The sequence below is a fragment of the Streptococcus sp. HF-1907 genome, from assembly GCF_015594605.1.
Lineage (GTDB): Bacteria > Bacillota > Bacilli > Lactobacillales > Streptococcaceae > Streptococcus.
In genome coordinates, this window is the sequence record NZ_JADNQT010000003.1 from 22,267 (window position 1) to 45,188 (window position 22,922).

Consider the following 22,922-nt stretch of genomic DNA (forward strand, 5'->3'; position numbering starts at 1 on the left):
GACACTATGCTTACAAGACAAGAAACCATCAACACTGCACACGAACTTCAAGAAAACTACCGCCGTTTGGGCTACGACCAGGCGCGCGTCTTAGCTGATACAGAGTTGTCAGCCAGAGAACTCAAAGCCGTTCTTTCGGTCAAGGGTGACAACCCTGGTGACGTTTGGATGGTCCGTGACTATCTGGAAGAAATGCTGATTAAGGAAGGCAAGGAGGGTTATCCTTTCAGCCGATTGGCGGACCATTCTGCCAATCGTTGGTTTGCTTATGACAAGCCTTGGCGCAATTAAAAGGAGGTCTTCATGTCTAAAAACGATAACAAGCAGCCCTTAGCAACACAGCCTATTCCTAAACTCATTCGCCAGTTTGCTATCCCAGCTATCATCGCTAATGTGGTCAACGCACTCTACAATATCGTTGACCAGATTTTCATCGGGAACGGGGTTGGTTATCTTGGAAATGCCGCTACTAACATTGCTTTTCCAATCACCACAATCAGTCTAGCGCTAGCCCTTCTCATCGGTGTCGGTGCTGCTTCAAACTTCAATCTCGAGATGGGACGTGGCAACAAGGAGCTGGCTAAGAAGATTGTTGGTAATAACTATACTAGCCTCGTCTTGACTGGGCTTGTCCTCATGGCTATCACACTGATTTTTGTGAAACCTTTGATGCTGGCTTTTGGAGCGACTGCCAAGACTCTTGATTATGCCGTCACTTATGCCTCCATCACCGCTTATGGCCTGCCTTTCCTCATGTTGTCATCTGGAGGCAATCCCCTCATCCGCTCTGACGGTAGCCCGCGCTACTCTATGACGGCTGTTCTCAGCGGAGCTATTGTCAACACCATTTTAGACCCTATTTTTATCTTTGGTTTTGGCTGGGGCATGGCTGGCGCTGCCTGGGCGACTGTCATTGGACAAGTTGTTTCTGGGATTATGGTTCTTAACTACCTGCGCCGCTTCAAACAAGTTCCTCTAGATAAGGAAGATTTCAAGATTAAATGGACTATTCTTCTGGGAATGGCTGCGCTTGGGCTGACAGCTATGTTCAACCAAATATCTGCAACGATTGTCCAACTGGTCACTAACAATTTGCTTAACAACTACGGACCAAAGTCAGCTTACGGTGCTGATATTCCTATCGCTATCGCCGGTATCACTGCTAAGCTGAATATGATTTTTACCTCGGTCATCCTAGGATTGACGCAAGGGGCACAGCCCATTTTAGGCTTCAACTTCGGCGCTAAAAACATTGCTCGTGTTAAGGAAGCCTACATTGAAGTCATTAAGTTTGCGACCATTGTCTCCCTCCTTGCTTGGGGACTTTTCCAGTTGTTTGCACCGCAGATTATTCAAATTTTTGGTTCTGCAAATGGTCTCTACCTCTCTTACGGTGTTAAGTACCTACGTGGCTTCATGGCTCTGCTATTTCTCAATGGGATGCAAATCAATTCAACGACCTTCTTCTCATCTATCGGTAAGGCACGGACGGGTGCATTTCTAGCCATTATCAAGCAGTTGTTGCTTCTCGTTCCCTTTTCAATCATTATCGTCCTCACCATGGGAGTTGGTAATATCATGTATGCTGCTCCGATTGCTGATTTTCTGTCTTGGGCAATCACCATGCTCCTTATCTGGCACAGCTTTAAACGCATGACGCATACAAAATATCTTGACTAAAAGAAAAGGTCTGAGACTTGAAACTCAGACGCTTTTTTAATCTTCAAACTAAACTACGAATAATCTCCACACGCGTGATGAGGTCGCCGTGCATGTTGTCAATGCGCAGAGCTGTGTTTTTGAGATAAACTACTGCTCCCACAGCAATGGTTTTGTCTTATTCGGTTAACTGACGGACCATAAAATCACGAAGCGTCTCATCAGGCTTAGCGGGAATATGAACTCTGGCGATGATATTAGCCATTTTTACTTTTTGGCTGGCCCGCATGATGATGTGATTGGAAGTGTCAAAAGGCGTGAAGAGGTATTTTCGAACGGCAAATAGAACGGCAACTGAGACAATTCCGATAAGAAACTCAACTTCACTGGGATGATTAACCACCAACTGACGGGCGATGGCAAACAAGAGCACCTCGATAACCGTATTGGGTGACGGTTTTGAGAACATCTTGATGACCACAATACCAACGGCGATGGTCATGGCATTACTAGTGAAGGTCTGAAAAAGACTGTTGACATCACTACTATTTCCTATGACAGTGCTAAACAGCTGCTGACCGAGGGAGAGGGTAAAGAAAATTAGGGCAATAGCCAAAATGATTGATAGAGCAATTTCAAGATAGTAGGCAACTTCTGTCACCAGTTCTTGTAAGAATTTTCGCATAAGAACTCCTTTCTCTGGGATTCGTAATTCTATTATATCATGGTGAGCATGTAATAGCGACGCCATCGTCTGAAAAAACCGCTAGCCAAGGAAGACTAGCGGTTTTGAAATATACCATGTTATCATAGGCTCGCATGGAGACTAAGGGCGACAGCTGAAGGCGTTATAGGCTCTTAACAGTATTGACTACATTTTCAACGGTGAAGCCATATTTTTTCGATAACTTCAGCCGCTGGTGCAGAGGCACCAAATTTATCAATACCGATGACCTTACCGTCAAGACCAACATACTTGTACCAAGGCTGTGTTGCCGCCATTTCGATAGCTACACGACGGCGCACTGCTTTTGGCAAGATGGCTTCTTTGTAGTCGTCTGATTGTACATCAAAGAGGTCTATTGAAAAGAATAAGGCGGTCGCGGTTAATCCAGTTTGGAACAGCAGGATTAACGCGTAGGTGTTTTGTATAAAGGCTATAAGCCATTGGTGCTGCGCCCATGACCACACCAGGGTGACCAGATTTAGATTTTTCAATGGCATCAACATCTAAAAAGCAAATGGCATTAACAGATAAAGTTGACATAGGATTTCCTTTCTAAAAAATTAGTGGGTCATCATCAAAGAAATTCTTAAAAGTGAAAACGTACAAAAAAGAGGGAGAATTTCTGGAATGAAGATGATGATAGTGTTAATAAAGTTGTGTAAATAGCTAGTAGAAGGTTTCTGGGTTTAATCCAATAGACTCTCGGGTCTGTCCTGACAAAGATTGCATCCTGTTGTCGATAAACATTAGACCGGTTCTGACAGAATCGCTCCGTTGTTCATAAACATTGAACCAATTCTCTTTGATTCACTCCATTGTTCATGAACATTTGGAGAGAAAGAGCCTGACAGAATTGATATTACGGATTAGTCCTTCTTAAAAATATCCGCACATCGCCTGTGACATGCGGATACCATTGTAAAATTAAGGAGAGCAAGTAATGAGGGCTGGATTACAAGAGGGATTTGAATTGGATGTTTGAATCGTGTTCGAAGCAGTCATCGAATCCGCGTGGGTGGTGATATTCGATGCGGTCTTTACCTTGTGGGTAAGTGTATTTGCCACCAACTTCCCAAATGAATGGATGAAATTGGTATTGGAGGCGTTCTTTACGCATTTTCCACAATTGAAGAATTTCATCAGTTGAGGCCATGAAGTTAGACCAGATATCATAGTGAACTGGGATGATAACTTTGGCACGGAGATTTTCTGCCATACGAAGAAGGTCGATTGAAGTCATCTTATCTTGGATACCCACAGGGTTATCACCATAGTTGTTGATAGCCACATCGATATTGAAATCTTTACCATGTTTTGCAAAGTAGTTTGAGAAGTGAGAGTCTGCACCGTGATAAATGGTTCCACCAGGTGTTTCAAAGACATAGTTAACAGCCTTGCGAGCCATTTCTTCATCAGTAACCGCTAAGCCTTTGAGATCACCGTCTTGAGCGTCAGCGCCTTCAACTGGGAGGGTAACTAGACAAGTGCGGTCAAATGATTCAACGGCAGTGACTTTGATATCTTTAAATTCAAAAGATTCCTCTGGTTTAATGACGATGATACGGTCTTCTGGGACACCCCATTTTTCCCAAATTTCATCACATTCATAAGGACCGACAAATTTGACATGGTCAAGTTTTGGGTTATTGACAATAGCTACTGCGGTATTGATGTCAATATGGTCGCTGTGGAAATGTGATACTAAATAATAATCAAGTTCGTTGATAGCAAATGGGTCAATAACCATGGGTTGCACGCGAAGGTTTGGTTGCAATTTACGGACACCAGCCATATTAGCCATTTGGTGACCACGCACCATGTCCTTAACTTTTTTGGTTGATTTACCACGATTTGACCAGAGGTCCATGACAACATTGGCACCGCCAGGTGTTTTAATCCAAACACCACAGTTGCCTTCTGGCACGACTTCTTCTTCAAGTTCGTCGTTGAGCCAAGTTCCCCATTCTGGGAAAGTTGAGAGAATCCATGATTCACGAGTAATGTCTTTAACGTTAGCCATCGTTTTTTCCTCCTGTGACTTGTTTTCTTTTATTTACATCTTTAGTACAATCTTTGAAAACGCAAACAAAAAGACCAAGACCTACACAATCAAGTGTGCAAAACTGTGCTGGAATTGTGCCGATTTTTTGGGGACACCAAAAAAGCCCACGCATCACGCGCGAGCTTTGTCTTGTTAGTCATCCCAAACGTTCTTAGCTAAGTTGAAGGCTGCCCAGGCTTTTGGCCAGCCGGCGTAGAAGGCGATGTGGGTGATGGTTGCTGAAATTTCAGCCTTGGTTACGCCGTTGTTCTTAGCATTTTGCAAATGATAGATGAGTGAGTTGTCTGTGATGCCTGATGCAATCAAGGTTGTCACCGTCAGAAGACAGCGTGTCTTCAAGTCCAAGTCTTGATTATTCCAGTTTTCTCCAAAGAGAATGTCGTCATTGAAATGGGCGAAATCTGGGGCGAAGTCGCCAAGTTGGTCGCGTCCTGCGGTTTGTTTTATGGTCATTTTAGATCTCCTATCTTGTGCGGTTATCTTGCTAATTTGTCCTGCGCAGCTTGGATTTGTCAGCTGCTAGCGCTAGCCTATTAGCCCTTTAAGGCGTTATAAGCCTCGTCGTCAACGGCTTCGAGCCAGACGTTGGCGGTGTTCTCACCTGGGACTGCGAAGGCGATGTGGCTGAACCATGAGTCTGCCTTGGCGCCGTGCCAGTGCTTGACGTTAGCGGGAATCATGATGACAGAGCCTTCTTTGAGCTCAACAGCTTCCTTGCCTTCCTCCTGATACCAGCCTTCGCCAGCAGTGCAAATCAAGACCTGTCCGCCGCCCTTATTAGCGGTGTGGATATGCCAGTTGTTGCGACAACCCGGCTCAAAGGTCACGTTGTGTACGGCGAGACTGCCGTCTTCCGTCACGCCCAGCCCATTTAGGTAAGACTGTCCGATAAAGTATTGGGCGTAAGCGTCATTGCTTGCCCCAAGTCCAAAAACGTTAGCCTTGTCAAAGACTTCTTTGCTTGTGTATTTCATGATTCTTCCTCCTTTGCAGCTAGCCCTTAATGGTGCCATCCTCTTCCAGTTGCACCAAAATCGTATCCAAGCGGTAGAGTTGCTCCTGCTTGCTCTGCAATTTTCTCAAGCGCGTCCCTCTTTCCTTTCTGAGCTTACGCCATAGCAGAGCTGACTGATGATTTTGGTAATCTGACAGACAGGACTGACAAGCAAGCTCATCCAGCCCCGCCTCCTCAAATAATCGTTTCAAGTTGGTCATCAAGCTAGCCTCCTTCCTTTCTCCCTAGTGCCCCAAAGCTGAAGGAAAACTCCTACCAAAATGTGGGTGGACCTATCGCTGAATGCGAAGGGCTCTCCTTTTTCCAGTTTACATCGTCGCTGAATGCGAGAGCTTCCTGCAATACTGCAACAAACCTTCCTGACTTGATTTTATTCTACACTCTTGACAAGTCAATATCAAATACTTATAATTTATGACAAATCATGCTTACTTGTTATGAAAGGAAGTCTTCTATGGACATTCGTGTGCTCCGCTATTTTCTCAAAGTATGTGAATTGGAAAATATCACCAAGGCAGCTGATGCTCTCTTGACCACCCAACCCAATCTCTCTAGACAACTAACCAAACTAGAAGAAGAACTTGGTCACCAGCTCCTCATCCGCGACAAAAGACGGATTCGTCTGACTGAGGAAGGGCGTTATCTGCGCAAGCAAGCACTCAATATCGTCAATATGGCTGACCATACCGAGCACGTCCTTAAAACCTTCAATGACAATATCAACGGAGATGTCTTTATCGGCGCAGCAGAATCAACCGTCATGTCCTTTATCGGTCCTATCTTCCAAGACTCCTGGACGCATTACCCGGGGATTAAATACCATGTCAACTCTGGCAACTATGCGGATGTGACTAGGAACTTGGAAGCGGGCTTAGCCGATTTTGGCATCGTCATCAACTCGACCGACATGGACAAATACAAGGCCATCAAGCTACCGACCACGGATACTTGGGGAATTCTCATGCACAAGGACAGCCCCTTGGCTGATAAGAAGGCTATCGATCCAAGCGACCTTGAGGGGTTGCCCATGATTGCTTCGCGCGAGCTGGCCGATGCCCCTCTTCTCAGGGAATGGACAAACGGGGTGCCAATCAACATCATCGCCACCTTCAACCTCATCACCAACGCCGCCCTCCTCATCAACGCCAGCGGAGGCTACGCCTTCACCCTGAAAAAACTGACCTTCTCCTCTGAGGATAACAACCTCGTCTTCAAGCCCCTCTCCCCCACCATCACCTCTAGCGTCTACCTCATTTGGCGCAAATACGTCCCCCTCAGCCAATCCGCCCAAGTCTTTCTGGAACTCGTCAGGAAATACCTATCGGAAGAAAATAGATAATACATAAGTTAAAATTAAAAGTACTTATCATAGCTAAGAGCGAACGAAGTGAGCCAAATCCGATATTTTCGCCATAAGAGGCTCGAAAATTAGGATTGCTCTAACAGTCTGAGGGACTGTTAGAGGTGGGAAATAGGAAAAGCGTAGCTTTTCTCATTCGTCTGAAGGAAGCTCCTTGCATCCGCACTACTTACTCAAATAGTCTAGTGGACTACTTGAGGTCTGAGCTAAGAAACTAAGAAGCTAAGAAAATATCAAAAATCTATTTTCAAAATGAGTATAAGTAAAGAAGCTGAATCATCACATTCAGCTTCTTTATCTTTATATAGCATTGACTAAAATTGTCAAAATAGGAACAACCAGCATGGTCATAAGCGTGGTCTCCGTCACCATGACAGCGGCATAATCAGTATCCGCATCGTACATCCTAGCAATAATGGGCGCATTGGTCATGACTGGCATGGCTGATTGAATGATGAAGACCTCTTTCATGAGATGGGGCAGGTTAGTCTGCCAGAGGATTAGCGTCATCAATAGCGGAGCGATGACAAAGCGTCCTAATAAAATCAAAAGATGGTCTTTTTTGAGAGCTAGCTGACTAAGTCCTGCCCTTGACACCGTCAGTCCGATGAAAAGCATGGACAAGGGAATGGTCAAATTACCGATGTACTGAAGGTCACTCATGAGAAAATCGGGCAACTTGACCTTGAGCAAAACCAAAATCACACCCAAGATGAAGCCCAACAAGGGTGGAGAGAATATTTTTCTCAAGCTAGAGCGCCAATCGATACTAGCCGTCTTTTGACCATCCTTTTGAATCAAATAAGTCCCGATTGTCCAAAAGAAAGTGGTGTTGCACATGTAATAAACCAGCACATAAGGAATGCTCTTGTCTCCAAAAAGCGCTTGGTTGATGGGCAAACCGACGAAAACCGTGTTGGAATTGAAAAACATTGATATAAAAAGACCACGGTGACTCTTATCCACGGCAAAAAGCTGCGCTATGGCAGTAGCAATTCCCAGCAAAATCACCATGGACAAGACTGGAAAACGCAGTTGCGGCAGCATTTCTAATAATTCCTTAGCCGTGAATCGTCCCATGATGGTGGAAATCATGTAAGCGGGCAGAGCCAGCTGGGTGACTAACTTGGTCATCAAAGACGACGCCTGGTCGCCAAACCAACCACGCTCGTTAAGCCAGAAACCGATAGCCACCATAACCAAAATAACCAGCACACCTGAAATACTATGTAAAAATACAGCCATTTCTTCCTCTTATTCTAAATGGGCTTGCCGTTATACTTAAAGGAAATGTTGGGATAATCACGTACCAAATCCTTTCCTTCCAAATAAGCTTGCGCTTCTTTCTTGATAGAAACCAAATCAACTTTTTGCATTTGAGCGGCAAAGACACAGCCACAGTAGCACTGACGGTAGACATCATATTCCTTGCACATTTCAACCGAACGCTGATAGCCTTGATTTTTCTTGAAATCACTAGGAAGATACTGGGTAGCGTACAACTTTTGCACCTCAATGCCAACTTGATTGATAGTTTGGGAATTTTTATGGGGACTGATAGTAAGTGCACTACCGAAATAATCAAACCCAAAATCCACAGCCATCTGAGCGGTCTTGTCCAGACGATAGTCATAGCAAACCTTGCAACGGTCGCCACCCTCTGGCTCCTTTTCTAAACCATGAACCGTCCTGAAAAATTCATTTGGCACATAGTCAGCCTCTAGATATTGCACCTGATTGCCCGTTTTTTTATTAAAATCATTGACAAACTTCTGCGTCACATAAGCACGGCGCTGATATTCAGCCTTAGGATGAATATTAGAATTAGCAAAATAAACCGTTACGTCGGCATACTGACTAAGATACTCCAAGGTGTAGGTTGAGCAAGGGGCACAGCAAACGTGCATCAAGATACGCGGTCGCTTGTCTTCCTGCTGCCAGTCCTTAACCATCCGCTGCATGAGACGGTCATAGTTGATTTTCTGATTAGGATTCATCCTGCTAATCAGGTCTTCTACATCAATCATAATATTACTTTCTCCAGTAGAAAAGGAGTTGAACACCAGCCTCAACTCCTTCATTTCATCATTAAATATTAGCCCAAACTGATTCAAGAATGTTTGTTTGGTCGCGGTCTGGTCCGACTGAGAAGGTTGAAATGCGGACACCGACCAGTTCACCAACACGGCGAACATAGTTGCGGGCAGCTTCTGGCAATTCTTCTAGGCTACGGCAACCAGTGATGTCTTCTGACCAACCTGGCAATTCTTCATAGATTGGTTTACAACGTTTGAGTTGTTCCAAACTTGCTGGGTAGTGGTCGATGCGTTCACCGTCAAGGTCATAAGCCACACAGATTTTAACCGTATCAAGTCCTGACAAAACATCAATTGAGTTGAGTGACAAGTTTGTGATTCCTGATACGCGGCGACTGTGGCGCATAACAACAGAGTCAAACCAACCCACACGGCGTGGACGTCCAGTCGTTGTTCCGTATTCGTGACCAACTTCACGGATGCGTTCGCCCACTTCGTCAAAAAGTTCTGTTGGGAATGGACCATCACCAACACGGCTTGTATAGGCTTTACATACCCCAACAACCTTGTTGATTTTAGATGGACCGACACCAGAACCGATGGTTACACCACCAGCAACTGGGTTAGATGATGTTACGAATGGATAAGTACCCTGGTCGATATCAAGCATGACCCCTTGTGCCCCTTCGAAAAGCACACGTTTACCGCTATCTAGAGCATCGTTGAGGATAACTGATGTGTCCGTAACGTAGTTTTTGATTTGTTGACCGTATTCGTAGTATTCTTCGAAAATATCATCAAATTGTAGTGGCTGACAGTCATACATTTTCTCGAAAAGACGGTTTTTCTCTGCCAAGTTTGCTTTCAAGCGTTCGGCAAAAATCTCTTTGTCGAGGAGGTCAGCGATACGGATACCAACACGCGCAGCCTTATCCATATAAGCTGGACCAATTCCTTTAATGGTTGTACCGATTTTATTGTCACCTTTAGCTTCTTCTTGCAAACGGTCAAGTTCGATATGATAAGGCAAGATAACATGGGCACGGTCAGAAATACGAAGGTTATCTGTCGTAATTCCTTCTTCGTGAAGGTAAGCCAATTCTTTAACCAAAGATTTAGGGTTAACCACCACACCATTACCAATAACAGAGATTTTCTCTGGGAAGAAAATACCTGATGGAATCAAGTGCAATTTGAATTTTTTACCATCAATAACAATCGTGTGACCAGCATTGTCACCACCTTGATAACGTGCAATTACTTCGGCATCTGCTGACAAGAAGTCAGTGATTTTACCTTTACCTTCATCACCCCATTGGGTACCTACAACTACTACTGAAGTCATATGTTTCGATACGGGCAGAGCCTTTTAGGATACCCTCACCTTTCCCTGATAAACTACGGCAGGAATTTCACCTGCAAGTTTTACATTACACCTTATTATACCGAAAGCAGGGAGAAAATTCAATATTTATTGACGTTATAACTTTGAAAAGACATTTTTCACTTAAAAGTCGAACTTTCTATTTTATTTAATATATTTAAAAAAAATAAATACGAACAAGACCTATTTTTTCTCCCTCAATAACTTAGCAACGTTCAGCAATTTTACTTTTTCATAGTGAATATGATGAATTTTCAAAAAATTCTGTTAAACTAGTCATATCACATTCTTTTGGAGGAATTCCCCTTGACTATAGATAGACTATTGCAAAAAAGCCCGGCTCATTTGCCCATTCTTCAGGCCACCTTTGGCCTAGAACGCGAAAGCCTTAGAATAACTGCTGACAACCATGTTGCAAATACCTGTCACCCTAAAGCCTTTGGTTCTCGAAACTACCATCCCTACATCCAAACGGACTATAGCGAAACCCAGATTGAACTTATCACGCCCGTCAGCCAATCATCCAAAGAAGCCATTCGTCGTTTGATAGCTGTCACAGATGTAGCTGGACGTACTATCGCTAAGGATGAATACCTGTGGCCACTATCTATGCCACCTAAGATAAGCGAATCAGACATTGAAATTGCCCAACTCGACGACGATTTTGAACGTCATTACCGTGATTATTTGGCTAAGACATACGGCAAACTAGTGCAGTCCATTTCTGGTATTCACTACAATATGGAACTGGGTAAAGATGGAACTGGGTAAAGACCTGACACAAGCACTCTTTGACCTCAGTGATTATGATGACCAGACAAGTTTCCGTAATGCTCTTTACCTCAAATTAGCTAAGAATTTCATTCGTTACCGCTGGTTGCTGACCTATCTTTATGGCGCTAGCCCGATTGCCGAAAAAGGCTTTCTCAAAAAAGACTTGGAACACCCCGTCCGCTCTCTTCGCAATAGCCACCTAGGCTATGTCAATCACGATAACATCAAAATCTCCTACGTTTCCCTCGAGCAATATGTCCATGAACTGGAAGGCTTTGTCGCTTCAGGCGACCTCATTGCCGAGAAAGAATTTTACTCTCCTGTACGTCTTCGTGGAAGCAAGGTTTGTCGTGATTATCTAGAGAAAGGCATCACTTATTTGGAATTTCGGACTTTTGATATCAACCCCTACTCGCCTATCGGCATCAGCCAGGAGACCGTTGATAGCGTCCACCTCTTCTTGCTTGCCCTTCTTTGGTTAGATGCTAGCGCAGCCATTGACCAAGACCTAGAAGAAGCTAATCAGCTTAATGATTTGATTGCTCTGTCTCACCCTTTGGAAAAATTGCCCAGCCAAGCACCAGTCGATGATATCCTTGGGGCTATGCATGCTGTCATCCAGCACTTCCAGCTCCCCCAAACCTATCAAGATTGCTTACATCAGATTGAGGAAGCGGTCAATAATCCTCATCTGACTATCGCAGGGCGTTTGTTGGAAGATATAGATGATTTGTCATTAGAGGCATTTGGTCAGAAGCAAGGTCGTCATTATCATGACCATGCTTGGACAGCCCACTACGCTCTCAAGGGCTACGAACCGATGGAACTCTCAACGCAGATGCTCATGTTTGATGCTATTCAAAAAGGTGTTAATCTTGAAATCTTAGACGAAGCGGACCAATTTCTCAAACTCTGGCATGGTGACCATGTCGAATACGTCAAAAACGGTAACATGACCTCAAAAGACAACTACGTCATCCCACTCGCCATGGCAAATAAGGTTGTGACCAAAAAAATCTTAAACCAGGCAGGATTTCCAGTGCCATCAGGAGCTGAATTTACCGATAAGACAGAAGCACTACGCTACTATTCTCAAATAAAAGACAAGGCTATCGTGGTCAAGCCCAAGTCAACCAATTTCGGTCTTGGAATTTCTATCTTTAAAGAACCTGCTGACCTAGCCAGCTACGAAAAAGCCCTCGACATTGCCTTTTCAGAGGACTCAGCTCTCTTGGTCGAAGAATTCATCGCAGGAACTGAGTACCGTTTCTTCGTTCTTGATGGTAAGTGTGAAGCTGTTTTACTCCGTGTGGCAGCCAATGTAGTCGGCGATGGCAAACACAGCATACGTCAACTGGTGGACTTGAAAAATCAAAATCCTCTGCGTGGTCGTGACCACCGCTCACCACTTGAAATCATTGACTTAGGAGACATTGAACTCCTCATGCTTAACCAGCAGGGCTACGGACCAGACGATATCCTAGCCGATGGTGTCAAAGTCGACCTTCGTCGTAATTCAAATATCTCAACTGGTGGTGATTCTATCGACGTGACCGACAGCATGGGGCCAGGTTATAAGGACTTAGCAGCTCAAATGGCTGTCGCTATGGGAGCTTGGGCTTGCGGCGTTGACCTCATTATCCCAGATGCTAGCCAATCTTCTACCAAGGCTCAGCCAAATTGTACCTGCATTGAGCTAAATTTCAATCCATCCATGTATATGCACACTTACTGCCAAGAAGGTTCCGGTCAGGCCATCACTCCTAAAATCCTAGCCAAACTCTTCCCAGAACTATAATATTCCTACCTTCCAAGTCCATCTTGGGAGGTATTTTTTACTAGAATTATAGTATTTTCTTGTCATTTAACCACCTCTTGCGATAAAATAGTAGCAAACAAATTTAGACAGGAAAAAGAAATTCTATGGCAAGGTATCGCACACGACGTAATAATAATCTTGCCGGTAGTATTATTGCTGGGATTTTCATTCTGGCAGCTATCGGTCTTTTGATAGAATATATTCTCCCGATTTTGGTTATCGCTGGGGTTGGTTATGGGGTCTATCGTCTAACAACTCGTCAGACGCGTCTGGAGAAGGTCAATACAGCTCAGCGTTTGCAGGACTTGAAGGACGACATCCATCAGGCGGACCGTCAGGTTAAGTTGCTGGACAATTATCTGGATGAACATGAGTACACCCAGTACACTGTGCTTGCGCGCCAGCTATTGCCCCAAGTCCAAAACATCAAGAGCGAAGCCACTGACCTCAAGGATAAGATGGACTTCAAGATTTATAAGCGGGTGACCCATAAGGCTGACGCTGTCATTCAGGACATCAAGGCTCAGCTTGAAAGGCTTGACATCGCACCTGAGGTGACGCCCTCATCTGACCAAGAGATGGACATCCTAAAGCGTGTCCCAGAATTAAGACAAACCTACACCAACATTCAACGGGACCATGCTGAAATCTTGGCTAAGATTGAAAAAGCGGACAACAAGGCAGAGCTGACTGCCCTCCACCAAGCCAGTATGGCTCGCTTCCAGGATATTTTGGACGGCTACCTCAAAATCAAGGAATCCCCAAAAGATTTTTACAAGGCGGACGAGCGGATGGCGGAAGCCAAGGTTGCCATGGAAAAATTTGATCTGGAACTGGACGAAACCCTTCGCCAGCTCAACGAAAGTGACATGACAGATTTTGATATTAGCTTGCGCATGATGAAAGATAAAGGATAGGAGACTCTCATGACAGACACATTTAATTTTGACATTGACCAAATTGCTAACAATGCCATCACCAAAACTGACAAGACTACGGAAATCATCGCGACTTCGGAGACTAATACAGGGCAGATGGCCTTCTTTGACAAGTTGACCCCTGAACAACAGGCTGGAATTACCGCAAAAGCGCCAGCATTGGTAGATAATTTCGTTTCTGACCAAAATGCTCTCCTAGACTTCGGTCAGGCTGCGGTTGAAGGAGTCAATACGACTGTTAACCATATCCTTGCTGAGCAGAAGAAAATCCAAATTCCACAGGTTGATGAACTCCTACTCAACGCTAACCGCGAACTCAACGGATTTATCGCTAAGTACAAGGACGCAACTCCTGCTGAATTGGAAAAGAAACCTAACTTCCTGCAAAAACTCTTCAAGCAAAGCAAAAATTCTTTGCAAGAATTCTATTTTGACTCACAGACTATCGAACAAAAGATGGATGGCATGGCAGCAACTGTTGTCAAACAAGAAGATGTTCTTGCCCGTAACATTGTTTCAGCTGAGATGTTGATTGAAGACAATACCAAGTCCATCGAAAATCTGGTTGGGGTGATTTCTTTTGTGGAAGCTAGCCAGAAGGAAGCCGCTAATCGCGCAGCCAGCTTGCAGTCCGAACTAGCGCAGCTTGATTCTCAAACGCCCGAATACCAAGTCAAGAGCAACGACCTGGCTCGTATGACTGAGGTTATCAATACCTTGGAGCAACAGCACACGGAGTACGTCAGCCGTCTCTATGTGGCCTGGGCGACAACGCCTCAGATGCGCAACTTGGTTAAGGTGTCGTCTGACATGCGTCAAAAACTGGGTATGCTCCGTCGCAACACCATTCCGACTATGAAACTGTCTATCGCACAGCTTGGCATGATGCAGCAGTCAGTCAAATCTGGCGTGACCGCGGATGCTATCGTCAATGCTAATAATGCTGCGCTGCAAATGTTGGCAGAGACCAGTAAGGAAGCTATCCCGATGCTGGAAAAAACAGCGCAGACCCCTACTGTTGCTATCGAATCGGTCACTGCACTTGCTGAAAGCCTAGTAGCCCAAAACGAAGGTATCATCGCAGCCATTGATAAAGGACGCCAACAACGTGCCCAACTAGAAGCAGCCGTGGTCAAATCTGCCCAAACCATCAACGATTCCGTCAAACTCCGTGACGAAAAAATCGTCCAAGCCCTCCTAAACGAAGGACGCGAGGTTCAAGAAGAAGTCCAAGAAGGAAATGCTCAAAACTAAGTCAATCAATAAGTAAATAGCCCCCATTGTTTGAAAACAGTGGGGCTTTCTTGGTCGCTAGGATGGCATTGTTCTGAAACAATGCATATTCTCAAAGAGGAAAAATGCTATCGCCTCTGATCAATAGCATTTTGCAAGTCCAAACATACCCATTGTTCGAAAACAATGGGACTTACCGAGAAGTAAAATTAGCTTTGTTTAAAAACAATGGCTATTCTCAACAACCAAAACCCGTTTATGTCCCTTGTCAGCAGACGATGGGGATTATTTAGAAATGGAAACTTCTTCGACAAAATACATTACTGATTTAAATAAAAAGAGACTCTGATAGTCTCCAACTTTTCCCATATCAAACTTACTTCATCACCAGTCGTAAGGATTTTACGACAATATCAAAGCTCTGCTTTATTCCTTGTTATCCTCCGCTCTTTCACGCATAGACCGCCAACTATCTATGACATCATAAACCGCACAAATGACAGCCAAAATAACCAAAAGTAGATAGCCGACTTTATTGGTCACAAAAGGATGAAAGTAATTGATAACGACTGCTAGATAGACGAGTAGGCGTCCAAGTTGCCAGAATTTTGTCATGAGTGGTTGTCTCCTTTTTCCTAAGCTATGGTCTCTTGTCATTTTCATTATACCACAGGTGGGCAAATCGTTTTCAGGGGATTTTCCTATTTCACACTTATGCACAAAGCCCTTGTTTCGTGTTATAATATGAGTTATGGATAAACTTATTAAATCAATTTCGAAATCAGGAGCTTTTCGTGCTTACGTTTTAGATAGTACCGAAACCGTTCGCATTGCTCAAGAAAAACATCACACATTGTCAAGTTCTACCGTTGCATTAGGACGCACACTCATTGCCAATCAGATTCTCGCTGCCAATCAGAAGGGCGACAGCAAGGTAACGGTCAAGGTTATTGGCGACAGCTCATTTGGCCACATCATCTCAGTCGCTGACACGCAAGGTAATGTCAAAGGCTACATCCAAAATGCTGGCGTGGACATTAAGAAAACTTCGACTGGCGAGGTCTTAGTCGGACCATTCATGGGTCACGGGCAATTTGTCGTCATCACTGACTACGGCACTGGCAATCCCTACACGTCAACGACCCCTTTGGTGACTGGCGAAATCGGTGAGGACTTGGCTTTCTACCTAACTGAAAGTGAACAAACACCTTCTGCTGTTGGTCTTAACGTCCTTCTCGATGAAAACGACCAAGTCAAGGTAGCTGGAGGCTTCATGTTGCAAGTTCTTCCAGGTGCCTCTGACGAGGAAATCGCTCGCTACGAAAAACGCATCCAAGAAATGCCAGCCATTTCTACGTTGCTTGAGTCCGATGACCATATTGACGCACTATTGAAGGCAATCTACGGCGACGAAGACTTCAAACGTTTATCAGAAGACGAGCTCCGCTTTGCCTGCGACTGCTCTAAAGAACGCTTTGAGGCAGCCCTCATCACACTCGGAACTGACGAATTGAAAGCCATGAAAGAGGAAGACCACGGTGCTGAAATCACCTGCCAATTCTGCTCAAAAACTTACAGCTTTACCGAAGATGACCTTGAGGAAATGATTCATGACCAAGCTAAATAGTTCTTTTATGATTGGTGATGTGGAAATTCCTCACCGCACTGTCCTTGCACCGATGGCTGGTATCACCAATTCCGCCTTCCGCACCATTGCTAAGGAGTTTGGAGCTGGACTTGTTGTTATGGAAATGATTTCCGACAAAGGTATCCAATACAATAATGAAAAGACCCTGCACATGTTGCACATCGACGATGGTGAACATCCCGTGTCTATTCAATTATTTGGGAGCGACGGAGACAGTCTAGCTCGCGCAGCCGAATTTATCCAAGAAAATACTAAGGCTGACCTTGTGGACATCAACATGGGTTGCCCTGTAAACAAGGTTGTCAAAAATGAAGCTGGCGCCATGTGGCTCAAGGACCCTGAAAAAATCTATTCAGTGGTTAAAACCGTCAAATCTGTATTGGACATTCCCTTGACCGTCAAGATGCGGACAGGATGGGCTGACGCTTCCTTGGCAGTCGAAAATGCTCTGGCTGCGGAGTCAGCTGGAGTGGCAGCCCTTGCCATGCACGGTCGCACGCGCCAACAAATGTACACAGGAACCTGTGACCATGAAACCCTTGCAACAGTCGCAAAAGCTATCACCAAGGTGCCCTTCATCGCCAACGGAGACATCCGTACCGTTCAAGATGCTAAGTTTATGATTGAAAAAGTCGGTGCTGACGCTGTCATGGTCGGACGTGGAGCTCGAAGCAATCCTTATATCTTCACCCAAATCAATCATTTCTTTGAAACTGGTAAGATGCTTCCTGACCTGCCATTTGAGAAAATGCTGGATATTGCCGAGGACCATTTGACACGTTTAACTGACCTCAAGGGTGAGACCATTGCCGTTCGTGAGTTCCGTGGCTTAGCACCGCATTACCTCCGTGGGACATCTGGCGCAGCCAAAATCCGCGGAGCTGTTTCACGTGCAGAGACAGTTGCTGAAGTGCAAGAGCTCTTTGCACAATTACGTTAAGAAACTTTTAAAGGAGAATAATCATGAAAAGTTTTGACGCTTTTAAACGCACCCTATCACCTGAAAGCTTGAAAGAAGTTTACAACCAAGCCAAAGAAGAAGTTCCTGTGACTGAATTAGAAGGTTCCGAGGCTTTCTCCATCGCCCTAGCCCAACAAATGGCTGTGGATTTAGTTGAGATGTATCATCTTTGGTTGAAAGAAGATGAGAAATAAGAAAAAAGGACTGAGCTTTTATACTCAGTCCTTTTACAATCCATCAAACAATTTTTCCATTATGCTTATAAGCAAAATAAACAGCGATGTTAGCAAAAATTATCCATCCTATCAGTGCATATAAGGTCTGGTCCGTTAATTGATAATCTGCTAACTCAGCAAAATATTTTGAATTAGCTCCAATAAATGACCAGTCTAAGATTTTCTTAACAACTTTATTTTCTGAAGCGAAGATAGGCAAAAAAATTTGCTAGGAGGTACAAACTTAAGCTCAAAAGACTTGTTTGCATCTAATTCTTTGCCAAAAAAGCGATTAAGAGATTGAGAAGCACAAAGACAATGATTGTCAAAAAGACAACTATCAAAAAGTTTTTCCATGCCATATGGTCGATATGAAGAATCAAAGGAACTAAAATACTGAACAGGAAAGACAAGCAAACGGGAAAAATTAGAACCGAAAAGAAATATTCACTTTGTTTAACACCCGATAAAATCAAAGTTTTCAGGTTCTTCTTTTCCTTTTCTTCTGAAATCATCATCGAAATAAACGAACCAGCAGAAATACTGTAAATAACACTCATACCAGTTCCAATAAAGGCTGATGTTGTTGTAGAATCCCCCATTGATGACATCAGTAAAATATAAAGGGGAGGTGAAACAACTAGAATCAAAAACAGCTTATTACTAAGCAAAAACTGCCATCTCAGCCATAAGAGACTTTTAAGTTTATTGGTCATGCCACTTCTCTCCCGTTAATTGAATAAAAATAGTTTCCAAATCTGGCTCAACTGTTCGCATACTTACCACCTCTGGACTCCAATAATTATCTAAATCAGCTTTCGCAATCACTTTTTCTTGACCGTCTTGATAACGTAGATAAATTGTATCATCCTCATGGTACTTACTTATAATCTCTTCTGGGCTACCACATTCCAGAATTTCACCATGATTAAGCAGGGAATAGTATCGCATAACTTACTAGCTTCCTGCATATTATGGGTTGTTAGAAAAATTGCTGTGCCTTTAGCCTTCAATTCCAATAAGAGTTGATGTACTTTTTGTGCCAAAGCTGGATCCATGCCTGAGGTCGGTTCATCTAAAAAGACCAATTTAAGATGATGAAGAATAGCTCGGATCAACAGTAAACGTTGACGTTGTCCAGTTGATATTTTCTCTGCTACCTTACGACTATCTGCTTTTAGTTGATTGGTTAAAATGTTGATTATCGTTGTCTTTCCCGCACCAGATAGCCCTAGAAAGCCAAAGATTTCTCCCTCTTTCACCTTAAAAGAAACCCTGTCTAAGGCGACTGTATCCTTGAATGACTTAGAAAACTGAGAAACTATAATTTGATCCATCATTAACCTAACATCAGTTTTTAGGTATTATAGCAAAAAACGAAATAATATTAAAAGGACATCAATGTCCTTGCATTACCCTTCTCCCAGATCTTTCTCTATCTCTAACTTCAAATTTTTAATAAATACTTTATCATCAAATTGTTCAGCTAGTATAGTTGCTGAGTGATAAAGTTCCTTTGCTTTATTTTTATCATTTTCAAAATAAAGATAGTACTTAGCTTCAAATACTAAAATTCTAGGTTTATAGACTTGCAACATTGTTACTGATAAAATTTCATTCATCTTTTTTACCAGAGATGTCATATGTTTATAGTCATTATGAACAACATAAACACCCGCTATAGCACAAAGAACTGATAGTAACTCCACATTATACATTTCATCACTAACTAATTGCTGTTTCAACAACTTAATCCGAAAATCATCTAATTGCTCTCTTCTATAAATCAAGTCTTGACATTGCATAACAAAATAATCAATTAATAGTAAATCATTGAATGTGTAAACTTGCTTTAGTGTTACTTGCTTAAAATAATCATCAAAAATATCTTCAGCGAAACTACCTGTCCCTGTTCTTATCAAGTCTAGACTCAGCAACTCTTCCTCAGGAAGGATGTCACCGTAATAATTATAGACTTCCTCAATTAAAGTTAGTTTTTCCGTAATACGCTTGGAATCTCCATATACTGGAGACTTCATGATACGATACTTTATCTTAAAGTATTCCTCAGGAAGAGCTAGTTCTTTATTTTCAAGAAAAGTATCTATCGGAACTTCTAATCGCTTAGATAAATATTGTAACTTAGTAATTGTTGGCAAGGATTGCCCAAGCTCAATACGCATCAGCTGTTTGATTATTAAGTCAGCTTCTGTCCACAGACCTCTTCTCTCGTCAATTTGTGACGTTCACGTTCCTGTCTTACTCTATGACCAATTTCAGTTTTAATATCTGTTGTCATTCTTACCTCTTAACCACAATCCATAAATTAACATACTTTTAATTCTTCGGCTAAAAATTAACAATAATTCTTTTTCAAATCGGTCATATTATTTTCCAAAACTTGGATGTCTTGGCTGACTTTGAGAATGACAATGCTGCCTTGAATACTGGAGATGACTTGACGGGCCTGCAACTGCGCCCGCTCTTCTGACCAGTCAGCATGCAGGTCTTGCAAGAGGCTGGCTAACTTCTCTGTCCACTGGGTCATAAAATCATTGAGAGGACAGCGGAAGTCCTCATCTTCTGTGGACAATTCCACAATCAGATTACCAATTGGGCAACCATAAAAGACCGTCTGACTTTCATGAAATTGACAAACCCAGTCAATCATATCCGAAAACTTGTCACTGTCAGACTTGTCTGCTTCAAAAATATCTTCAAAAAGCTCTTTTCGCCAATTTGCTAAAATATCTTGAATGACCGTCAAACCAATTTCCTTCTTAGATTTAAAATAATAATAAAGCTGCCCCTTGCCAACATCAGCTGCCTCCATGATGTCACTGATGGAGGTGGCCACATAACCCTTCTGATAAATCAATTCCTCAGCACTTTGTAAAATACGCTCTTTAACGCTCATCTGCTCACCTCTCTTTTTTCCTATTATAGCAGATTCAGAGCCTGAGACCAAACCATTGAAACCACCTCCTTTTGCCACTGTTTTATCATTAAAATTTTTGTTCTGAGCAAATTGATTTACAAATTCAATTCTAGATGTTATTATAATTGTACCGAACGGTCAGTATATAACTAAAACTACCATTTGGAAAATCATCCTATTTCGATAGGCAAAATTGTTACTAAAAACTAACAGTCTAAATTCCTATTAGCTGTTAATCAAATCATATTAGGGGGAACCTCATGTTCAATCAGAAAAATGTCGCATTTGTTATCACAGACCCACAAGTTGAATTCCTAAAACCTACTGGTAAAGGATTCGGAGCAACTAAAGACGTTCTTGAAAAAGTTAATACTATTGAAAATCTGACAAAGCTTTTCGCTCTTGCTAAAGAGCATGGCTACAAGCGTTTTATCTCACCGCACTACTTCTATCCACACGATCACAAGTGGCAATTTAAAGCTGCTGGTGAAACGATGATGATTGAAAACGAAATGTTTTGGCGTGATAGCCAGTATTCAGCAATTCCAGAAGGCTCTGGAGCAGATATGATTGAAGAGATTAAACCATTTTTGGATGAAGATACTATTGTTGTCAACGGACATAAAATCTTTGGCCCAGAAAGCAACGACCTTAACCTTCAACTCCGCAAAAATGGTATCGACACCGTCATCTTGGCTGGTATGAATGCTAATCTCTGCGTGGATTCACACATGCGTGAACTCATAGAATTGGGCTACAATGTCATTGTTGTTAACGATGCTGTCGGTGCTCCAGGTGAAGAAGCCTACCAAGCTGCCCTGACAAACTACGGCTACATTGCCAACCAAGTTTTGACAACTGAGGAAGTTATCGCTCAACTTTAAGATAAGTAAAAGCTGTCAGTCTCCCTTGAGACTGGCAGTTTTCATTTTCCTTGAAAAAGCGGAGCATTTTTTATAAAATAGTAAGGCAACTTAGATAGGAGAATTATGTTGATAGTATTAGCTGGAACCATTGGAGCTGGTAAAAGCTCCCTCGCTGCTGCTCTTGGCGAGCACCTTGGAACAGACGTTTTTTACGAATCTGTGGATAACAACCCTGTTTTAGACCTTTATTATGAAGACCCTAAAAAGTACGCTTTTCTCTTGCAAATCTTCTTCCTAAACAAACGTTTCCAATCCATCAAAGAAACCTACAAGGCTGATAATAACATCCTCGACCGCTCTATCTTTGAAGATGAATTGTTCCTAACCCTTAACTATAAAAACGGCAACGTTACAAAGACGGAATTAGATATTTACAAAGAGCTTTTGGCAAATATGCTGGAAGAATTGGAAGGCATGCCTAAAAAACGGCCTGACCTTTTGATTTACATCGACGTTTCCTTTGAAAAAATGCTAGAGCGCATCGGTAAACGCGGGCGCAGCTTTGAACAAATTGATTCAAACCCTGACCTCTACAAATACTACCAACAAGTCCATGGTGAATACCCAAAGTGGTATGACAACTACGACATCTCGCCAAAAATCCGCATTGACGGCGATAAGCTAGATTTCGTCAAAAATACCGACGACCTGCAAGCAGTCTTTGACATGATCGATTCTGAATTAAAAAAATTGGACTTGCTATAAGATGATTACCATTAGACCTGTTGAAATCACGGATGCTCAGGTCATCGCAGACATTTACGCGCCATACGTCACTGACACTACCATTACTTTTGAGATTGAGGCGCCATCCGCAGATGAATTTGCCCAGCGCATCACTAAAACCACAAAAAACTTCCCTTACTTGGTCGCTGAGGAAAATGGCAAACTACTAGGCTATGCCTATGCTTCCACCTACTACGCACGCGCCGCCTACGACTGGACCTGCGAACTGTCCATCTACCTAGACAGTGACGTGTGTGGCAAGGGTGTCGGTAGTCTTCTCTATGACGCTTTGGAGAATGAGCTGGCGCAAAGAGGCATGGTCAACCTGCTAGCCTGCATCAGCCTACCAAATGATACCAGCATCGCCTTCCACCAAAAACGAGGCTTCAGCCAAGTCGCCCATTTCCCAAAAATGGGCTATAAATTCGATAAATGGCACGATATCGTTTGGTTGCAGAAACGGTTGAAGGATTAGGGAAGATTTTTAGGGTTATTTAAGTG

22 protein-coding genes and 5 pseudogenes are annotated in these 22,922 nt (G+C 43.1%); 12 read left to right on the forward strand and 15 right to left on the reverse strand.

Features of this window, described 5'->3' with window-relative positions; all coding sequences use genetic code 11:
- The first annotated feature begins 6 nt into the window (after nt 1-6).
- Nucleotides 7-291, forward strand: a complete 285-nt coding sequence (locus tag IYQ92_RS02895; RefSeq protein WP_195675255.1) for a DUF2316 family protein — start codon at nt 7-9, stop codon at nt 289-291.
- A gap of 12 nt (nt 292-303) precedes the next feature.
- Nucleotides 304-1,680 (forward strand): MATE family efflux transporter, encoded by a 1,377-nt coding sequence (locus IYQ92_RS02900; RefSeq protein ID WP_195675256.1) that lies wholly within the window; start codon nt 304-306, stop codon nt 1,678-1,680.
- 43 nt (nt 1,681-1,723) lie between these two features.
- On the opposite strand, the pseudogene IYQ92_RS02905 reads toward IYQ92_RS02900, so the two are convergent.
- From IYQ92_RS02905 to IYQ92_RS02935, 7 genes and pseudogenes are all read right to left on the reverse strand, one after another.
- Nucleotides 1,724-2,344, reverse strand: a pseudogene (locus IYQ92_RS02905) (hypothetical protein).
- Nucleotides 2,345-2,507: 163 nt separating this feature from the next.
- Nucleotides 2,508-2,745: pseudogene (locus IYQ92_RS02910) on the reverse strand (transketolase-like TK C-terminal-containing protein); the annotation flags it as partial.
- 1 nt (nt 2,746) lies between these two features.
- Nucleotides 2,747-2,926, reverse strand: a pseudogene (locus IYQ92_RS02915) (hypothetical protein); the annotation flags it as partial.
- A gap of 412 nt (nt 2,927-3,338) precedes the next feature.
- Nucleotides 3,339-4,406: an L-ascorbate 6-phosphate lactonase gene (gene ulaG, locus IYQ92_RS02920; protein ID WP_195675258.1), complete on the reverse strand. Its 1,068-nt coding sequence runs from the start codon at nt 4,404-4,406 to the stop codon at nt 3,339-3,341.
- A gap of 174 nt (nt 4,407-4,580) precedes the next feature.
- A complete protein-coding gene (locus tag IYQ92_RS02925; RefSeq protein ID WP_195675259.1) occupies nt 4,581-4,901 on the reverse strand; it encodes a carboxymuconolactone decarboxylase family protein in 321 nt (106 codons plus the stop codon).
- 80 nt (nt 4,902-4,981) lie between these two features.
- Complete coding sequence (locus IYQ92_RS02930; protein ID WP_195675260.1) at nt 4,982-5,422, reverse strand: cupin domain-containing protein; 441 nt, start codon at nt 5,420-5,422, stop codon at nt 4,982-4,984.
- Between the two features lie 19 nt (nt 5,423-5,441).
- A complete protein-coding gene (locus IYQ92_RS02935; RefSeq protein WP_195675261.1) occupies nt 5,442-5,663 on the reverse strand; it encodes a hypothetical protein in 222 nt (73 codons plus the stop codon).
- A 254-nt stretch (nt 5,664-5,917) separates the two neighbouring features.
- Here IYQ92_RS02935 and IYQ92_RS02940 point away from each other — a divergent pair, with 254 nt between their 5' ends.
- Nucleotides 5,918-6,802 (forward strand): LysR family transcriptional regulator, encoded by an 885-nt coding sequence (locus tag IYQ92_RS02940; protein ID WP_195675262.1) that lies wholly within the window; start codon nt 5,918-5,920, stop codon nt 6,800-6,802.
- A 321-nt stretch (nt 6,803-7,123) separates the two neighbouring features.
- On the opposite strand, the gene IYQ92_RS02945 is transcribed toward IYQ92_RS02940, so the two are convergent.
- From IYQ92_RS02945 to IYQ92_RS02955, 3 genes are all read right to left on the reverse strand, one after another.
- Nucleotides 7,124-8,068, reverse strand: coding sequence for an AEC family transporter (locus IYQ92_RS02945; RefSeq protein WP_195675263.1), 945 nt, complete (start codon nt 8,066-8,068; stop codon nt 7,124-7,126).
- Nucleotides 8,069-8,082: 14 nt separating this feature from the next.
- Nucleotides 8,083-8,850 (reverse strand): epoxyqueuosine reductase QueH, encoded by a 768-nt coding sequence (locus tag IYQ92_RS02950; protein ID WP_195675264.1) that lies wholly within the window; start codon nt 8,848-8,850, stop codon nt 8,083-8,085.
- 61 nt (nt 8,851-8,911) lie between these two features.
- Entirely contained in the window at nt 8,912-10,204 is a 1,293-nt protein-coding gene (locus tag IYQ92_RS02955; protein WP_195675265.1) for an adenylosuccinate synthase, read from the reverse strand.
- Between the two features lie 345 nt (nt 10,205-10,549).
- On the opposite strand from IYQ92_RS02955, the pseudogene gshAB reads away from it, so the two are divergent.
- From gshAB to IYQ92_RS02970, 3 genes and pseudogenes are all read left to right on the forward strand, one after another.
- Nucleotides 10,550-12,815: pseudogene (gene gshAB, locus IYQ92_RS02960) on the forward strand (bifunctional glutamate--cysteine ligase GshA/glutathione synthetase GshB).
- Between the two features lie 125 nt (nt 12,816-12,940).
- Entirely contained in the window at nt 12,941-13,753 is an 813-nt protein-coding gene (locus IYQ92_RS02965) for a hypothetical protein (protein WP_195675266.1), read from the forward strand.
- 9 nt (nt 13,754-13,762) lie between these two features.
- Nucleotides 13,763-15,028, forward strand: coding sequence for a toxic anion resistance protein (locus IYQ92_RS02970; protein ID WP_195675267.1), 1,266 nt, complete (start codon nt 13,763-13,765; stop codon nt 15,026-15,028).
- Nucleotides 15,029-15,433: 405 nt separating this feature from the next.
- On the opposite strand, the gene IYQ92_RS02975 is transcribed toward IYQ92_RS02970, so the two are convergent.
- The gene (locus IYQ92_RS02975) at nt 15,434-15,622 is read right to left on the reverse strand and encodes a hypothetical protein (RefSeq protein ID WP_195675268.1); all 189 of its coding nucleotides are present in this window, start codon (nt 15,620-15,622) and stop codon (nt 15,434-15,436) included.
- Between the two features lie 136 nt (nt 15,623-15,758).
- Here IYQ92_RS02975 and hslO point away from each other — a divergent pair, with 136 nt between their 5' ends.
- From hslO to IYQ92_RS02990, 3 genes are read left to right on the forward strand one after another with little or no spacing between them, the layout of a single operon-like run.
- Nucleotides 15,759-16,634, forward strand: coding sequence for an Hsp33 family molecular chaperone HslO (gene hslO / locus IYQ92_RS02980; protein WP_195675269.1), 876 nt, complete (start codon nt 15,759-15,761; stop codon nt 16,632-16,634).
- A complete protein-coding gene (gene dusB, locus IYQ92_RS02985) occupies nt 16,618-17,595 on the forward strand; it encodes a tRNA dihydrouridine synthase DusB (RefSeq protein ID WP_195675270.1) in 978 nt (325 codons plus the stop codon). The genes hslO and dusB overlap by 17 nt, the downstream gene beginning before the upstream one ends.
- 23 nt (nt 17,596-17,618) lie before the next feature.
- Nucleotides 17,619-17,810: a hypothetical protein gene (locus IYQ92_RS02990; RefSeq protein ID WP_195675271.1), complete on the forward strand. Its 192-nt coding sequence runs from the start codon at nt 17,619-17,621 to the stop codon at nt 17,808-17,810.
- Between the two features lie 290 nt (nt 17,811-18,100).
- Here the strand turns inward: IYQ92_RS02990 and IYQ92_RS10195 are convergent, their stop codons facing one another.
- The 4 genes and pseudogenes from IYQ92_RS10195 to IYQ92_RS03010 form a co-directional block, all read right to left on the reverse strand.
- The gene (locus IYQ92_RS10195; protein WP_229311278.1) at nt 18,101-18,547 is read right to left on the reverse strand and encodes a hypothetical protein; all 447 of its coding nucleotides are present in this window, start codon (nt 18,545-18,547) and stop codon (nt 18,101-18,103) included.
- Nucleotides 18,537-19,168: pseudogene (locus IYQ92_RS03000) on the reverse strand (ABC transporter ATP-binding protein). Before IYQ92_RS03000 ends, IYQ92_RS10195 begins: the two are co-directional and overlap by 11 nt.
- Nucleotides 19,169-19,243: 75 nt before the next feature.
- Nucleotides 19,244-20,014, reverse strand: coding sequence for an XRE family transcriptional regulator (locus tag IYQ92_RS03005; protein WP_324253050.1), 771 nt, complete (start codon nt 20,012-20,014; stop codon nt 19,244-19,246).
- Nucleotides 20,015-20,187: 173 nt separating this feature from the next.
- Entirely contained in the window at nt 20,188-20,748 is a 561-nt protein-coding gene (locus tag IYQ92_RS03010; RefSeq protein ID WP_195675272.1) for a TetR/AcrR family transcriptional regulator, read from the reverse strand.
- Nucleotides 20,749-21,029: 281 nt separating this feature from the next.
- Here IYQ92_RS03010 and IYQ92_RS03015 point away from each other — a divergent pair, with 281 nt between their 5' ends.
- The 3 genes from IYQ92_RS03015 to IYQ92_RS03025 all read left to right on the forward strand — a co-directional run bounded on the left by IYQ92_RS03015 (nt 21,030) and on the right by IYQ92_RS03025 (nt 22,896).
- On the forward strand, nt 21,030-21,653 hold the full coding sequence (locus IYQ92_RS03015; protein WP_195675273.1) for a cysteine hydrolase: 624 nt from the start codon (nt 21,030-21,032) through the stop codon (nt 21,651-21,653).
- Between the two features lie 105 nt (nt 21,654-21,758).
- On the forward strand, nt 21,759-22,400 hold the full coding sequence (locus IYQ92_RS03020) for a deoxynucleoside kinase (RefSeq protein ID WP_195675274.1): 642 nt from the start codon (nt 21,759-21,761) through the stop codon (nt 22,398-22,400).
- Nucleotides 22,401-22,404: 4 nt separating this feature from the next.
- On the forward strand, nt 22,405-22,896 hold the full coding sequence (locus IYQ92_RS03025; protein WP_195675382.1) for a GNAT family N-acetyltransferase: 492 nt from the start codon (nt 22,405-22,407) through the stop codon (nt 22,894-22,896).
- Nucleotides 22,897-22,922: the final 26 nt, after the last annotated feature.